This window comes from Pseudomonas sp. C7.1 (genome assembly GCF_056312395.1).
Genome location: NZ_JBWDTL010000003.1, coordinates 3,465,868 through 3,481,293 on the forward strand (window position 1 = coordinate 3,465,868; position 15,426 = coordinate 3,481,293).

Consider the following 15,426-nt stretch of genomic DNA (forward strand, 5'->3'; position numbering starts at 1 on the left):
TCACAGCCTCGCCGAACCTCGACAAGCATCGCTATGCCGCAGAAAATAGCCGCCCCCTATGGAGTCCCTATGCGCGCCCTTTCCGTTGTACTGGCCCTGCTGCTCAGCCTGCCCGCCCTCGCCGACGATTACCTGCAGCTGTATCAAGCGGCCGGTTGGCCGCAGCAGCGCATGCATTTCAGCGATGCCCTGCAGGCCGCCCAGGAACGCTATCGCAGCAGCCTGCCACCGGCGGTGCACCAGGCGTTGGTGAATAACAGCAACCAGCGTTTTGCCGCCGCTGCGGTGGATCAACGGACCCAACAGGGACTGCGCGACAGCCTCGGCGAGCCAAGCAGCGCCTTGCAGTTTTTCCAGTCACCACTGGGCCGCAAGGTTGTCGACGCCGAACTGCTCGCTACCCGCAGTGATCAGCTGGCACGCTACGCCAACGGCCTGCCGCGCAGTGAAGCCAGCGCCACCCGCCGCCTGCTGATCCGCCATCTGGCCCAGGCCCTGCCGGCCAAAGAAGCCGGCGCCGAGGTTAGCCTGGCGCTGGCCGGTGTGGCCGCCGACAGCCTGAGCCAGATGCTCCCCGGCCTGCTCGGTGGCGACAGCGCCCATGCCATGCTCAATGGTCAGCGCCAGCGCCTGATGGAGCAGATCGGCGCGGATCTGGATAACACCCTGCTGCACGTCTACCGCGAGCTGAGTGATCCGGAGCTGGAGGAATTTGTCAGTTTTGCCCAGTCAGAAACCGGCAAGCGCTACTACCAGGCCGCGCTGGCCGCCATCCGCAGCGGCCTGGCCGTTGGTCAGAGCAGTGCAGCACTGGCCCCGGCACCGCGCGGGATCTGAGCCAAATCCACGTAGGTTGGTGTTGAGCGCAGCGAAGCCCAACATGGCGTGCATGACACTCCGCTCGACGATCCGTTGCAGTCGTTGGGCTTCGTCGCGCTGCCCTTCAATACCAACCTACGCCAGACGCTCGGTCAAAAAATCGAAATAGCGCTGGCGCAAGGCCGGCGCTTCATTGGCCAGGTGATGCCGCGCCTCGGGCAGACGCAGAATCTGCGGGGCGGCGAACTTGTCCTGCAACACCTCAAGGTTGTGCTGCCAGGCCACGGTCATATCTGCCTCACCCTGAATGATCAGCGGGCTGCGCGCACTGCGCGGCGCTGCCTCGATGCGCGGCACCCATTGGCTGAGCGCGCCGACCCAAGCGGTCGGCAGGTTGCGCGGCTGGAGGGGGTCCTGGTGATGGACAAAGTCGATAAACGCCGCATCGCTGGAGTTGACGCTGAAACGCCGGGGAATCTCGCTGACAAAGTTGCGCATCACACGGTAACTGAGCTGCAACCAACCCCAAGCGCGCGGACGCACCAGTGGAGCCAGCAGAATGGTTTCGCCAATTTCCGCGCCCGGTGCGCCGGTCAGCAGGTAGTCGATCAGAATCGCCCCACCGGTGCTCTGCCCACACAGATGCCAGGGCTGCGGCAACTCTAGCGCGGCGGCTTCAGCCAGCACTGCCTGCAGCACCCTCTGGTACTCAGCAAAATCGTCGATGCTGGCGCGCACGCCGCTGGACAGGCCATGCCCCGGCAGATCGAAACCCAGTACGGCAAAGCCCATGCGCAACGCCCACTCGATCACATGGCGATACAAGCCAACGTGGTCGTAGTAACCATGCAGCAGTACCAGCGTTGCGCGCGGCTGCTCAGGCCACCAGGCCTGTACGGCGACCTGGTAGCCAGCCGCCTGAATCGTGCCCATGCGGCTGCGCTTCGCCAGCGCGTCGCTGAAGCCGTAGAACTGCCGGTATGCCTGTTCGGCCGGTGACAGGGCAACGGCTGCGGCCAAGGGTCGCAGACTGGCAATCAGGTTTTCCGGCTGAAACGGCTCTGGCATAGGGTTTCCATTAATCATGCGGGGTGGTGACAAGCCATCCAGGCTCATGCAATCAGGCTGCGGATATTCAGCTGTCGCGCCAGTCATGGCAAGCTGCGCGCCTGTTTGCTGAAGACCGCCGATGACTCGACCCACGCGCAAGACCCTTCTCGCCAGCTTGCTGATTCTGCTCTGGGCCGCCGCTATGCTCGCTGCCTACTGGTGGTACGAGGCGCGCTACCTGCGTAGTTTCAGCGAACAGACCGCGTTGTTCTACGGTGAACAACTGCGTCTGCCAGAAGAACTGGCCGGCCCGGGGCCGATCCGTCTGGTGCACTTCTGGGACCCCGCCTGCCCGTGCAATATTGGCAATCAACAGCACCTGGCAGAATTGATCGAACGCTTCGGCCCCCAGGGCGTGAGCTTTTATGCCGTACAAAAGCCCGGCAGCAGCGGCCAACTACCCAGCACTCTGAGCGCTCTACAGCCTCTGGCCGAACTGGCGGGCAGCTCACAAATCCCTGCCAGCCCGGCGGTGGCAATCTGGGACCGCAACGGCCAACTGGCCTACTTTGGCCCGTACAGCGAAGGCGCCACCTGCACCTCAAGCAACAGCTTTATCGAGCCGATTCTCGACGCACTGATTGAAGAACGCCCGGTGAACGCCAGCAACACCTTGGCGGTGGGCTGTTTCTGCGACTGGCAGAGCAACTGACTACTTCAGACCATCCGGCGTAAAGCGCTGAAAGATCTGCTGCACCTCACCGCTGGCCTGCAGCTGTTTAAGCTGCTGATCGAACTGGCTGACCAGACGTTCACCCCGCGCAGAGCCCTTGCTGACCAGCAGGAAAAACTCCTTATTGGCGACCAATGGAACATGCCGCAGCTGCTCATGCCCCTGATAAATACCCAGTGCCAGGCCGCCATATAACGGCTCAATCTCGCTGGGGAAGAAGTCGCAGCGCTGACGCTGCAGCATATCCAGGTTCTGCTGAATGCCGGGGAAGCGCTGGATCGGCTCGCCCAGGCCAAACGGTTGATAGTTGTATCCAATCACCCCGCACACCCGATACGGCTGCAGGTTCTGTAGCAAGGCGGGTAACGGCACTTCGGCAAAACGCTGAGCGGAATAGAACAGCCCAAGCCGCGTTGCATAGAGGCGCGCACTGTAATGCGCGTAGGCAGCGCGCTCGGCGTTGTAGCTGGCATCCCAGGTCAGCTCGCAGCGGCCCTTCTCAGCAAAATCCGCCAGTTCCTGCTGCACCCGCGCCCAGGGCATGTAGTGCACCTCATAGGGCAGCTGCAAACGCTGCAGAATCTCCAGCACCAAGGTGCTGGCCGACCCGGTCAAACGGCTGCGGTCCACCTCGCCATCGCTGCGCTGCCAATAGGTGAAGGGCGGCCACTCGTTGCTGTCGCCCAGACAAATCTGCACCGGAAGCGCCGCCAGGCAGGGCATCACCAGCAGCGCCAACACTCCACTTGCCATCATTCGCCACATAACCACTACCTCAGGTCTGTGTAGAAAGGCTAGATCAGTCTGGCCGAGCCATTCCCGCACCCGACTGTCGGCGAAAGCCCTGCGGCGTCGCACCTTGCCAGCGTTTGAACGCGCGGTAGAACGGCGACAGCTCGGCAAAGCCACAGGCTCGCGCCACTTCACGAATGGCCAGGCCGCTGTCGAGCAGGGCCTGGGCCCGCAGGCGACGGACCTCATCGTGCAGTTGGCGAAAGCTCTGCTGCTGTTCGGCCAGCGCTCGCTGCAAGCTGCCAACGCTGTAACCCAAAGCCTTGGCGCAGCGCGGCAGGTCACACAGCTGCACGCCCACGTTGACCTCCAGCCAGTAGCGCACCCGGTTGAGCAACTGGTTTTCCTCAAGCTCCGCCAGCTCCACTTCGGCCTGCGCCCAGAGCACCGCGAACAACCGTGGGTTGGCGCTGCGCGATGGCCGGCTAAGCCAGGCACGCGGGAAGATCAGCGCGTCATGCGCCTGGGCAAAGCACGGTAGCAGGCCAAATAGGCGGCGATGCTCACTCAACCGGCGCGGTGCGGGGTGACGAAAATCCAGCCCGGTCAGGCGAAAACTGCCGTCGTTGTTGATGCTCGCCAGCATTTTCTGCAGCAACAGCGCCAAACATTCCATCTGTTGGCGCAGCGAGCCAACGCCACGGTAATTGAGGTCGAATATCAGCCGCACATGCTCGCCATCCAGCTCCAGGCGCGCGGCAAAGCCACCGGAAAGAATGTGCTGAAAACGCACAAAACCCTCCAGTGCTTGGCCCAAGTCGCGGCTGGCCAGCAGCAGGTAACCCACCACATCCAGCGGCCGTGGCTGCATGGTTTCGCCCAGATGCAGGCCGATATCCACATCGCCGCTGATGCCCGCCAGCGCCTGCCAGAAGCGCGGCGCATTGTCGTGATCCTCGCGAGCATTAAGCAGCGGCGGCGCCAGCACCACACCCTGATAGGCCTGGCGATAGGTGTCAGTTGGGTCGAGGCCCAGCTCCGCCAGCGCCTCGTACAGCAAGCGGCGCAGGGTCGAGGAATGGGTCAGCGCGCTGGCGATGCTGTTATGCGGGTCCTGATTCATACACCTTCCTTTGATTGACCAAAGACTTTCACTCTTGCCGTATTTGGTCAATGCCAGCACCGCAATCCGTCCGCACAATGGCGGCGCTGATAAAACCTATAACAAGGAACATCCATGAAACGCACCCTGACCGTCCTTGCCGTATTAGTCGCCGCCACTGCCGCCGGCGCTTACTGGTATATCGACAGCAAGCAGCCGCAACGCGCTGGCGAGCTGAGCCTGAGTTCACTGCAGGCGCCGGTCACGGTGGATTACGACGAGCGCGGCGTGCCGCATATCCAGGCGCAGAACGAGGCCGATATGTACCGCGCCCTGGGCTATGTGCACGCTCAAGACCGGCTGTTCCAGATGGAAATTCTGCGGCGCCTGGCGCGTGGCGAGCTGGCGGAAATTCTCGGCAGCACGCTGGTGGACACCGACCGCCTATTTCGTACCTTGGGCATTCGCGAGCACGCCGACCGTTACGCGGCGAAGATGGACATGAATACCCCGGCGAGCCAGGCGCTGCAGGCCTACCTGGATGGCATCAACCAGTACCAGGCCAACCACCCAGCCCCCATCGAGTTCGACGTGCTGGGCATCGACAAGCGCCCGTTCACCACCGCCGACACCCTCAGCGTTGCCGGTTATATGGCTTACAGCTTTGCGGCGGCTTTCCGTACTGAGCCGGTGCTGACGCATATCCGCGATCAACTGGGCGCCGACCACCTCAAGGTCTTTGATCTCGACTGGCACCCGCAGGGCGTGGTCGGGCAGAACCTCGCCGCCGGAGACTGGCAGGACCTCAACGCCATTGCCGAGCTGAGCCACGCCGCGCTGCTGAATGCCGGCCTGCCGCAGTTCGAGGGCAGCAACGCCTGGGCCATATCCGGTAGCCGTACCGCCAGCGGCAAGCCACTGCTGGCCGGCGACCCGCATATCCGCTTCGCCGTGCCGTCGGTGTGGTACGAGGCCAACCTGAGCTACCCCGGTTTCAGCCTGTACGGCCACCACCAGGCGCTCAACCCGGTGGCATCACTGGGCCATAACCGCGACTTCGCCTGGAGCCTGACCATGTTCCAGAACGACGACCTCGACCTGATCGCCGAGACAACCAACCCGGCCAATCCCAACCAGGTCTGGTATCGCGGCCAGTGGGTCGAGCTGCAAAGCCGCGTCGAGCAAATCACCGTCAAGGACGCCGCGCCGGTCAGCCTGACCATTCGCCGCTCGCCACACGGCCCACTGATCAACAGCGCTCTCGGTGAAACCGTCGGCAGCACGCCGATTGCCATGTGGTGGGCGTTTTTGGAAACCGAGAACCCGATCCTCGACGGCTTCTACCAGCTCAACCGCGCCGCCACGCTGGAGCAGGCCCGCACAGCCGTCGAGCATATCGAGGCACCGGGGCTGAACGTGGTGTGGGCCAATGCCACGGGCGATATCGGCTGGTGGGCGGCGGCGAAACTGCCGCGCCGCCCGGCCGGGGTCAACCCGAGCTTTATCCTCGACGGCGCCAGCGGCGAGGCGGAGAAGGATGGCTACTACCCTTTCAGCGCCAACCCACAGGAAGAAAACCCGGCGCGCGGCTATATCCTCTCGGCCAACTATCAGCCCCTGTCGCCGACCGGCATGGCGATTCCCGGCTACTACAACCTGGCCGACCGTGGCCAGCGCCTAAACGAGCGGCTTAGTGACAACAGCGTGAAGTGGGACCTGAACAACAGCCAGGCCCTGCAACTCGACCCTGGCACTGGCTACCCACAACGCCTGCTTGCTCCGCTGACCGCCGACCTGCGCGCCGCCGCCAACGGCAGCGAGGAGCAAGCGCTGGTCGAGCAACTGCTGAGCTGGGATGGCCAACACACGCTCGATGCCACCGCTGCCACGCTGTTCAACCAGCTGGTTTATCAGCTGACATTTGCAGCAATGGCCGACGAGCTGGGCGACGCCTTCTTCGCCAACCTGTTGCAAACCCGCGTGCTCGACAGCGCCCTGCCGCGCCTGGCCGCCGATGCCAGCTCGCCCTGGTGGGACAAACGCGGCAGCGACGCAGTAGAAAGCCGATCCGATACCGTAAAAACCGCCTGGCAGGCCAGCCTTGCACATCTGCGCAACACCCTGGGTAACGATGCCACTCAATGGGCCTGGGGCAGCGCCCATACCCTCACCCACAGCCATCCGCTGGGCCAGCAGAAGCCGCTGGATAAACTGTTCAACGTCGGCCCATTCTCCGCACCGGGCGGCCATGAAACGCCGAACAACCTGTCACACTCGGTCGGCCCGGCGCCCTGGCCAGTGGTCTACGGCCCCTCGACCCGTCGCCTGATCGATATGGCCGACGCCAGCACGGCGCTGGGCATCAACCCCGTCGGGCAAAGTGGCGTGCTGTTCGATAAGCACTATAAAGACCAGGCCGAGCGCTATATGCGCGGCGAGTATGTGCCCATGCACCTGGATGCCGAGGCGATCAAGGCCAATAGCCGCAGCCAGCTGATTCTTCGCCCATAAGCGACCAGAAGCCTGAGCCCTCCCCTGGTCAGCCCCGTCCTCACCGTCGGCGGCACCAAACGAGCGCATGAGCATCGCCACGCCGGCCAATGCCAGTGGGTTTTACTATGGCTATGTACCAGTTAGGTGTTGCATGCCATGGGTAGTGCGCGCCGTGCACCCCGACGCGAGTCGGGGCGAGCGCATGCGGGTAGGTTGGCGTTGAGCGCAGCGAAGCCCAACAGGCAGTGGCATGTCTCGTTGGGCTTCGTCGCTTTGCTCCTCAACCCAACCTACGGTTTATCGCCTCACAACACGCAATGGGTACATAGCCTTTACTATCGACTGCGGCAAAGCCCGGCAGACTGATTTCAAGCCAGTGATAGCAGTGGCCAGGCCTCGTGCTTTCTGTGGGAAACCATATGCTCGCGCTGCTCCATCAGAATTTGAAACTCAGCTCCCTTGTCAGCTGGATCGCATCAAACCCCGGACGGAAGCGCCCGGTGAAGTTGCCTTGCGGGTCCACAATTGAAAAAGTGAGCGAATGAGCAACCGTATAACGACCCGGAGCAGGTGAAACTACAAACTGAATACCCAGGCTGCTGGCAAGCCGAGCCAATTGCTCTTCGCTTCCCGTCACCCCGCGCAATGACGGGTCGAAGTGCCTGACGAACGTCCCCACCTCAGCCACCGAGTCGCGCCCCGGATCAACCGAGATGAATACAAAGGCGATGTCGGTTCCGCCCGCACGTTCGCCCAGACGAGCCGCTAACGTTGCCATCTGCGTCAGCCCTGTCGGGCATATCTCCGGACAGTGTAAAAAACCAAACAACACAATGGTCCAGCGCCCTGTCAGAGACTGATTGGTAAATGCGCCCTGATCGGATTCAAGCCTGAACGTTGCCAAACTGCGCGCTGTACTCAGCCACTCTATCGCTTGCGGCACAGCCGGACGGGGGACAACGAAAGTCGCTCCTGCGCCCAACGCCACTCCCACGCTGAGCAGCAGCAGAGCCAGTAGCGGCCTACTCATCTGCCCGGCCCTTGCTGCTCGAATAAAGCAGCCCCAACGCCACCAGGGCCGGCAATGTTACACCGGCGAAATCCTCAAGCAGCGATTCAGGCCCGCAGATACCAACAAAAACCTCCCATATATGAAAGAGTGCGTGGCCCACTAGCCAGGCCGTTGGCATCGACCACAATGTCAGCCTATGGCGCAGGTAAATCGCCCCATAGATAAACGCGACGCCGATCAGCATGTAAAGCATGCCGATGTCACGCAAGAAGTGTTGGTTGAACGGCCCCCGGTCCGGCACCCCAGGCACCAACCAATACCAGGTTTCAGGAACCAGCGTCATAAAGACACCGTTGCCCAATGCGGCCAGGCCGAGCAGCACGGCAATTGGCGTGATGTATGTGTTAAACACCCTTTACCCCCTCAACCAAAACAGACTCACGGCTGGGGCTCAGGAATGACTCATTGACCTGAATCCGGCTGCAGGCTTTACCGTAGCCCAGGGCGTATTTCAGGGCCGGGTAAACCCGGTATGAGCTAATGGCAAAAGCAATGGCGATAAGCCCTTTATCACCCCACAAGGCCCGGATTTTTTCACGCAGCTCGTCCGCCTCGGGGTTATGCGCCAGAACCTGCTCAGTAAAACGCACCACCAAGGCGAGGTCCGTGGGCAGATTATGCAAATCTCGATCGATTAGCGCCCGCACAAGCGCCGGCTCCAACTTCGCCTCCAGCGCCATATTGACCACCAACTGCGTACACGGCCCACAATCATCCCAGATAATCGCGCGTATTCTCGCGGCGTACAGCGGCCCGACAGGCAGCTCACCCGCGTGTGCAGACATGGTTTGCAAACCCATAAACTTCAGAAACGCCAGCAAGTCTGCCTGCAAAATATCCTGCTGATAACCCACGTCGTAGTTATAACGATGCTTGAATCCCAGCAACATTTTATTAAATGCATAACGAATCATCTTACACCTCCCCTTTAGCGAGTTTAATCAGGCAGTCAATTAGGCGCCTATAGACACATAGGCGATTAGTACAGGCATACGTCTCGGCTGCTCACTTACATTCAGACAATAGTATTCCCGTACTCGAAGGCTCTTGGGCACGCACCGGCTTGAGCAGACAAAAACCGCTCAGCAGAAATATCAGCGCACAGGTGAAAAGCATTACTGAATAATTACCGTCATCCAGCAACCCAGAAGCCAACAATGGCCCTGTCGCCAAACCAACAAACGAAATAACGGCGGCAACAGTTGCAAGTCTGCCACTGCCATCCAGTGCTGCAGTAACTGCCAGTAAATACGACTGCACTGCAGGCCAAGATATAAACAACATAGCCATTGCAAGCACATAAAGAATACTGTGCGCCGAGAAGATCAACAGTAGCGCAGCCAGTACCGACAATGCGACACCTGCCAACAACCAAGGCAAACGGCCATAACGCGTGCCATTAATCACCGGCACCATCGCGCCTAGCAGGCCCAGCAAGCCTGTGACCGCAATATAGGCACTGACGGGATCTGCGGCGATACCCGCAGCAAGACCAATCAGCCCAACATATGCCCAGATCGCACTGGCCGCAATTTGATAGAGCATGATCGCCAAAAGCATTAGGAATGCAGACCGATATTCCCCAGGCGACAACGCGGAGTACCCGTTTGAATAGTGGTTAAGCGGGACTTTTGCCAACAGAAGAACAAACAGCAGGCTCAACAACGCCAAGCCGGCCATGACATAAAACACTGCATGCGCATTGATGGCCGCTTCAAGCGTTGGCAACAGATAAATAACCAGAGAACCAACACTGAACTGTATAAATAACAAACTGCCAAAGGCCCGATCAGGGTTGCCCAACCGGGCAAGCACGGCAAACGCAACACCCAGGCTAAATCCGCCAAAGACCCCGGCAACGAACCGCCAAACAAGCATTGTCTCGTAGGCATCAATCCAGACACTGGCACTATCAATTAAGGCCAACACTGCCAAACTTATAAAAACGGCAAATTGCCAACGAATCCGACGTACCAAAAAAATCGCAAGTGTACTACCAAGCAAACCACCATAGCCGTTGAGCGCGACAATCTGCCCGGCTTCAACATCACTAAAGCCGATAGCACCGGCTAACGCACTCACCACGCCCGGCAGGAAATTGATATAGGAAAGTCCGGTCATGGTGACAAATGCCATGGCCAAATAAACAAACAAATTATTGGTGGATTTATTATTCAACATAGCGCCTCATCCAAATGGGTTGGTTGTCGCTGGTTGTTGAATTCTTATGCTGCGCCAACCATAAGAAAATAGGTCGCCCGCCCTATGAGTCGTGAATACTATTCACGAGTTGTCATGCTACGCTCCGCCCATAGACAAACTGCATGTGCCACTAAGTCATGGATAAATTGCGCTTATTAGAAATATTCCTGGCCACCTGTGATGGCGGCAGCTTCGCAGCAGCGGCGAAGATTTGTGACAGCGACCCGTCCACCGTTAGCAAGGCCATCGCCCGCCTGGAAGCACAACTGAAGCTGACGCTGTTTCAACGTTCCACCCGGCAATTGCGCATAACCATGGCAGGAAAGAACTATGCCGACACAGTACGCAAGCTGCTGCAAGACCTCAGCTCCTGCGAAGACGAACTGCGACACCTGAATGATTCGCCCTGCGGCACCCTGCGCATCAACTCGGCCGCCTGTTACGGCCACCTCTATGTGCGTCCCCTGCTACACGCGTTCTGCCAGCGTTACCCAGAGATACAACTAGAGTTTGAGATCAATGACTTACACGCCGACGTGATAGAAAACGACATTGATATCGCCCTGCGTACCGGCTACGTGAAAGACAGCCGCCTAGTGGCCCGACGGCTCAGCCCAATGGACTTTCTGATCTGCGCATCACCGCATTACTTAGACGCGCAAGGCACACCGCAGCACGCCGATGTTTTTTACAGACACAGCTGGATTGGCTTTCGTATCAAGGAGACAAAACAGCTCCAGCCCATATATCTACCGAACCATCACGGCGAATACCTGCCGTTTGAATTAGAGCGACGGCATATCACCGATGACGGGGAGGCCATGGCGCATATGTGCGCAGACGGCTTGGGATTTGCCCAACTTCCGCACTTTCTGGCGAAACAGGGCCTGGACAGCGGGGCTTTGGTTTCGCTTTATCCCTACTACAGACCTCCACAGCCGGATAATGGCGTATTTGCGATTTATCCCAAACGCGATTACCTGCCGGCCAAAGTCAGGGTATTTATTGAGTTTATGACCTCCGCCCTAGAGTCTATGGGAGAAAATGCTCATCACACCTGGGCGGAAAACCTGGTTCCAATCGTTAATTTCCCTCGGTGACCCATTAAGGGCGATGCAAACAACTCACTCATTTTGCTGCACCTTATGTCGATCTGTGCCTACCCGCACACGCCGGCGTTCTTCGCCCTGAGAAAACAGCTCGCGCCCCACAATAAATTTCGCAACAAGCGCTGGGATAGCTATTACCGCTGAAGCCACCGCGTGGTCTTATGAGCGATCCAGGGGGCTCAAAACGGCAAAGGCCCCGCGATTGAGCACATGGGTGTAGATCATTGTGGTCTTCACATCCGCATGGCCAAGCAGCTCCTGCACCGTGCGAATATCCTGACCGCTCTCCAGCAGATGGGTGGCAAAGGAATGGCGCAGCGTATGTGGCGTGGCCAGCTTAGCAATCCCTGTAGCCCTGAGCGCACTCTTGAAGGCCCGCTGCAAGCGCTTCTCATCAACATGGTGACGCCGCTGCACACCGCTGCGCGGATCGACCGACAGCCCCTGCGCCGGAAACATATACTGCCAGCCCCACTCCCAAGGCCCCTTGGGGTACTTGCGCGCCAACGCATCAGGCAAATACACATCGCCACGCCCAGCCAACAACTCCGCATTGTGCAGTGCCTTCACCAGTTGCAACTGACGCTTCAACGGCTCAAGTAAACGCAACGGCAGAACCGTAACTCGATCCTTCGCCCCCTTGCCATCGCGCACCAAAATCTGCCGGCTGGAGAAGTCCACATCCTTGACCCGCAAACGCACCACCTCCATCAAGCGCATGCCCGAGCCGTACAACAAACTGGCCATCAACCATAGCTCGCCCTGCAACTGCGCCAATACCGCCTGCACTTCCTCGACACTCAACACCACCGGCAAACGCTGCGGCTTCTTCGCTCTCACCACCTCCCCCAGCCAGGGCAACTCCAGTTTAAGCACCTGTTTATAAAGGAAGAGCAACGCCGCCAGTGCCTGATTCTGCGTCGAAGCTGACACATTGCGCCGCACCGCCAGATCAGACAAAAAAGCCTCCACCTCCGCCGCCCCCATTTCCGACGGATGCTGGTACTGGTGAAAACGAATAAATCGCCTGATCCACTCGCAATAGACTCGCTCAGTGCGAATCGAGTAATGTTTCAAACGAATCTGCTCACGAACCTGATCGAGCAAACGAGGCTTGCCATCCATGGTGCATAACTCCTTATACGGTCACCCGACCGCTGCATTGCTCAGCCTAGATAGAGATAGCAAAGGGCACAAGGAAGGTTATCCACCAAATGCAGCAGAGGTATCACACCATTTGGTGTCTATTTAACGTTAGACTCTAGGAAACCCATATGCCCGCTGCAGAAATAAAACTTATATCCCCAAACAACGAAGATATTGCTGGTCTTCTGCTAGAGGACGGGAGCATCTGCCAGGTAACTTTCTTTTATGACAAAGAGTTGCTTGCAAGGGATGTAATACTTCAAGAAAATCCTACCTCTCATCCAGCCAAAAAAGATGGCACATCTATTTATGTAGATGTAAAAGGTCAACACTGGAGCGCCTTAGATGTTGAGTACCACTCAGTTCTCAATAGCTAATGGAGGCCTAACAATTGGTTCAAATCGCTCGCTGCGCTCGCTGGGACGGGCTAAAGCCCGCCCCTTAACCAAACGTTAGGCAGCCTCCGGAAATTAATCTTGGGTTGGTTTTATTCACAACACCGCGTCGCCAATAAATCGCTTAGTCAGTGGCATTATTAAAGGGAGTTGGTTTGTGCCGAATACCGTAACAATTAACTTACCGCGTTCGGCTTTCGACTGTACGTCGTCTGCCTTTTCTTTCTGCGTTGCGGCGGCTACTGTGTCGGGCAGACCAGGCCTAACAACTGGTTCAAATCGTTCGCTGCGCTCACTGGGACGGGCTAAAGCCCGCCCCTTAACCAAACGTTAGGCAGCCTCCGGAAATTAATCTTGAGTTGGTTTTATTCACAACACCGCGTCGCCAATGAATCGCTTAGTCAGTGGCATTATTAAAGGGAGTTGGTTCATGCCGGGCACCGTAACAATTAACTTACCGCGTCCGTCTTTCGATTGTGCGTCGTCTGCCTTTTCTTTCTGCGTTGCGGCGGCTACCGTGTCGGGCAGGCCAGGCCTAACAACTGGTTCAAATCGTTCGCTGCGCTCTCTGGGACGGGCTAAAGCCCGCCCCTTAACCAAACGTTAGGCCCTACCGAATGTCTTCGTATCTTAAATATCTTATTACTGCTCTTCTTGTTGGCTCAAGCAGCCAATCGGCTGGTTATGAATTTATTCCAGCGCAGGGCTGGATACTAGTAAGGGGCGGAGACATCGCAGATGTCAGAGCAGCAATTATTGACTATGACGACCTCACGAAAGAGGTGGAGGCCGGCATCTTTACAGTGGAGTTGCACCCGCAACGTGATGGTCAAATTGCTGTTTTACTTCCAAACGGCTTTCCAGCATATGACTTAACAAACATGACAGGGTGGCTCAATTGGCCACCAAATCAGCCTAATGCAGTAGCATGGATAACCTCCCCCGCAGATGGGGCTAAATACTACTTAGTGCCTGAAATTTCAAATACCTCTGGTGATACTTTGATAGGGTCTAGTAATGAAGGATTGTCTATTCGAGTATATCTTCCCGATACCGGAGTCTCCGAAATTTATGCTCCGTCCCTTTATAAAGCTGAACCTAAAATAGATCGTCTAAAGAATCCAATAAAAATCAGAATCACACTTGATAAAAACACTGCCTTCGGAAACAATAACTTCATTATTAATAGCCCAAACAACCATAGTTGGCGTCCATAGGCCTAACAATTGGTTCAAATCGTTCGCTTCGCTCTCTGGGACGGGCTAAAGCCCGCCCCTTAACCAAACGTTAGGCAGCCTCCGGAAATTCATCTTGGGTTGGTTTTATTCACAACACCGCGTCGTCAGTAAATTGCTTAGCCAGTGGCATTATTAAAGGGAGTTGGTTTATGCGGGCACCGTAACAATTAACTTACCGCGTCCGTCTTTCGAGTGTGCGTCGTCTGCCTTTTCTTTCTTCGTTGCGGCGGCTACCGTGTCGGGCAGGCCAGGCCTAACAACTGGTTCAAATCGTTCGCTGCGCTCACTGGGACGGGCTAAAGCCCGCCCCTTAACCAAACGTTAGCAGAACAGGGAATAAGCATGATCGACTTCAACAACAAAGGTTTCTTCAAGCTTAAGCAAAATAGCGAATACGCTGAGAAAGTGACTGCGCTATTGCTAGAAAACGAGAAAATCATTGACTCATACAAGTCAATGCGCGATGGCGTAGTGTTTACAACTAAAAGAATAATTGCCATTAATGTCCAAGGGTTAACCGGCAGCAAAAAAGACTACACATCAATTCCCTACAAAAATATTGTTGCTTACTCGGTGGAAACCTCAGGAACTTTTGACCTCGACTCCGAGCTAGAGATATACCTCTCTTCTGTAGGCAAACTAAAATTCGAATTCACTGGAAACGCCGCAATAGTAGAAATATCAAAACATATATCACAGCACCTGCTTTAATTTCCCGATGCACCGTCTGCTAACAAATGGTTCAAACCGCTCGCTTCGCTCACTGGGACGGGCTAAAGCCCGCCCCTTAACCAAACGTTAGCAGTAAACCATGCGCACCATCATCGCTACACTGATAATTTTAATTTCTGCACAACTACAGGCCTCGCAGGGAGAAGATATGAACTCATATCAACAAAACATATCTCAACGCAGAATGGCTGAAGCGCACGTGCTTTGGGCAACAATGAAAGCTGATGGCTTCACTGAAAATACAGTTGCAGCGTTGGATTTCGTTTTCTTTTCAAGCTCCGAAACTGGAGCTGGTGAATTGATAAATGCTCTTTCTGAAAATTACACCCTTGAGCTATCACCATCGAATGATAGCGACTATGTTTTGATTAAGGGAACAACACGTCCATACGGCAATGAGTTCACTCAAGAACAATGGCTTGGCTGGGTCGAATACATGGTTTCAATTGGCTTTTCACATAACGCCATTTTTTCAACATGGTCAGTCTATGACCCAAAGTCGAAAACCACCTGGTCATCTGAGTCAATTGAAGCTGAATAGAACGATCCGTACCACCGCTAACAACTGGTTCAAACCGTTCGCTTCGCTCACTGGGACGGGCT

16 protein-coding genes are annotated in these 15,426 nt (G+C 57.0%); 8 read left to right on the forward strand and 8 right to left on the reverse strand.

Going from position 1 to position 15,426, the window contains the following annotated elements:
- The first annotated feature begins 69 nt into the window (after positions 1 to 69).
- Complete coding sequence (locus AC0T4W_RS19535) at positions 70 to 837, forward strand: hypothetical protein (RefSeq protein ID WP_476321831.1); 768 nt, start codon at positions 70 to 72, stop codon at positions 835 to 837.
- Positions 838 to 954: 117 nt separating this feature from the next.
- On the opposite strand, the gene bipL is transcribed toward AC0T4W_RS19535, so the two are convergent.
- On the reverse strand, positions 955 to 1,887 hold the full coding sequence (gene bipL / locus AC0T4W_RS19540) for a phospholipase BipL (protein WP_476321833.1): 933 nt from the start codon (positions 1,885 to 1,887) through the stop codon (positions 955 to 957).
- 121 nt (positions 1,888 to 2,008) lie between these two features.
- On the opposite strand from bipL, the gene AC0T4W_RS19545 reads away from it, so the two are divergent.
- A complete protein-coding gene (locus AC0T4W_RS19545; protein ID WP_476321835.1) occupies positions 2,009 to 2,581 on the forward strand; it encodes a DUF6436 domain-containing protein in 573 nt (190 codons plus the stop codon).
- On the opposite strand, the gene AC0T4W_RS19550 is transcribed toward AC0T4W_RS19545, so the two are convergent.
- Positions 2,582 to 3,367, reverse strand: a complete 786-nt coding sequence (locus AC0T4W_RS19550) for a substrate-binding periplasmic protein (RefSeq protein ID WP_476321837.1) — start codon at positions 3,365 to 3,367, stop codon at positions 2,582 to 2,584.
- Positions 3,368 to 3,401: 34 nt separating this feature from the next.
- Positions 3,402 to 4,457, reverse strand: coding sequence for an AraC family transcriptional regulator (locus AC0T4W_RS19555; RefSeq protein ID WP_476321839.1), 1,056 nt, complete (start codon positions 4,455 to 4,457; stop codon positions 3,402 to 3,404).
- A 114-nt stretch (positions 4,458 to 4,571) separates the two neighbouring features.
- Here AC0T4W_RS19555 and AC0T4W_RS19560 point away from each other — a divergent pair, with 114 nt between their 5' ends.
- Positions 4,572 to 6,947 carry a penicillin acylase family protein gene (locus AC0T4W_RS19560; protein ID WP_476321841.1) on the forward strand — a complete coding sequence of 792 codons (2,376 nt, stop codon included), beginning with the start codon at positions 4,572 to 4,574 and terminating at the stop codon, positions 6,945 to 6,947.
- 418 nt (positions 6,948 to 7,365) lie between these two features.
- Here the strand turns inward: AC0T4W_RS19560 and AC0T4W_RS19565 are convergent, their stop codons facing one another.
- From AC0T4W_RS19565 to AC0T4W_RS19580, 4 genes are all read right to left on the reverse strand, one after another.
- Entirely contained in the window at positions 7,366 to 7,959 is a 594-nt protein-coding gene (locus AC0T4W_RS19565; protein WP_476321843.1) for an SCO family protein, read from the reverse strand.
- On the reverse strand, positions 7,952 to 8,323 hold the full coding sequence (locus AC0T4W_RS19570) for a hypothetical protein (protein ID WP_476321845.1): 372 nt from the start codon (positions 8,321 to 8,323) through the stop codon (positions 7,952 to 7,954). Before AC0T4W_RS19570 ends, AC0T4W_RS19565 begins: the two co-directional genes overlap by 8 nt.
- A 22-nt stretch (positions 8,324 to 8,345) precedes the next feature.
- On the reverse strand, positions 8,346 to 8,915 hold the full coding sequence (locus AC0T4W_RS19575) for a hypothetical protein (protein WP_476321847.1): 570 nt from the start codon (positions 8,913 to 8,915) through the stop codon (positions 8,346 to 8,348).
- A 91-nt stretch (positions 8,916 to 9,006) separates the two neighbouring features.
- On the reverse strand, positions 9,007 to 10,182 hold the full coding sequence (locus AC0T4W_RS19580) for an MFS transporter (protein ID WP_476321849.1): 1,176 nt from the start codon (positions 10,180 to 10,182) through the stop codon (positions 9,007 to 9,009).
- 158 nt (positions 10,183 to 10,340) lie between these two features.
- Between AC0T4W_RS19580 and AC0T4W_RS19585 the strand changes: the two genes are divergently transcribed.
- Positions 10,341 to 11,303, forward strand: coding sequence for a LysR family transcriptional regulator (locus tag AC0T4W_RS19585; RefSeq protein WP_476321851.1), 963 nt, complete (start codon positions 10,341 to 10,343; stop codon positions 11,301 to 11,303).
- Positions 11,304 to 11,471: 168 nt separating this feature from the next.
- Here the strand turns inward: AC0T4W_RS19585 and AC0T4W_RS19590 are convergent, their stop codons facing one another.
- Positions 11,472 to 12,437: an integron integrase gene (locus tag AC0T4W_RS19590; protein ID WP_476321853.1), complete on the reverse strand. Its 966-nt coding sequence runs from the start codon at positions 12,435 to 12,437 to the stop codon at positions 11,472 to 11,474.
- Between the two features lie 149 nt (positions 12,438 to 12,586).
- Here AC0T4W_RS19590 and AC0T4W_RS19595 point away from each other — a divergent pair, with 149 nt between their 5' ends.
- From AC0T4W_RS19595 to AC0T4W_RS19610, 4 genes are all read left to right on the forward strand, one after another.
- On the forward strand, positions 12,587 to 12,835 hold the full coding sequence (locus tag AC0T4W_RS19595) for a hypothetical protein (protein WP_476321855.1): 249 nt from the start codon (positions 12,587 to 12,589) through the stop codon (positions 12,833 to 12,835).
- Between the two features lie 635 nt (positions 12,836 to 13,470).
- Positions 13,471 to 14,070: a hypothetical protein gene (locus AC0T4W_RS19600; RefSeq protein WP_476321857.1), complete on the forward strand. Its 600-nt coding sequence runs from the start codon at positions 13,471 to 13,473 to the stop codon at positions 14,068 to 14,070.
- 363 nt (positions 14,071 to 14,433) lie between these two features.
- Positions 14,434 to 14,802 carry a PH domain-containing protein gene (locus AC0T4W_RS19605; RefSeq protein WP_476321859.1) on the forward strand — a complete coding sequence of 123 codons (369 nt, stop codon included), beginning with the start codon at positions 14,434 to 14,436 and terminating at the stop codon, positions 14,800 to 14,802.
- Positions 14,803 to 14,902: 100 nt separating this feature from the next.
- On the forward strand, positions 14,903 to 15,364 hold the full coding sequence (locus AC0T4W_RS19610) for a hypothetical protein (RefSeq protein ID WP_476321861.1): 462 nt from the start codon (positions 14,903 to 14,905) through the stop codon (positions 15,362 to 15,364).
- Positions 15,365 to 15,426 lie beyond the last annotated feature (62 nt).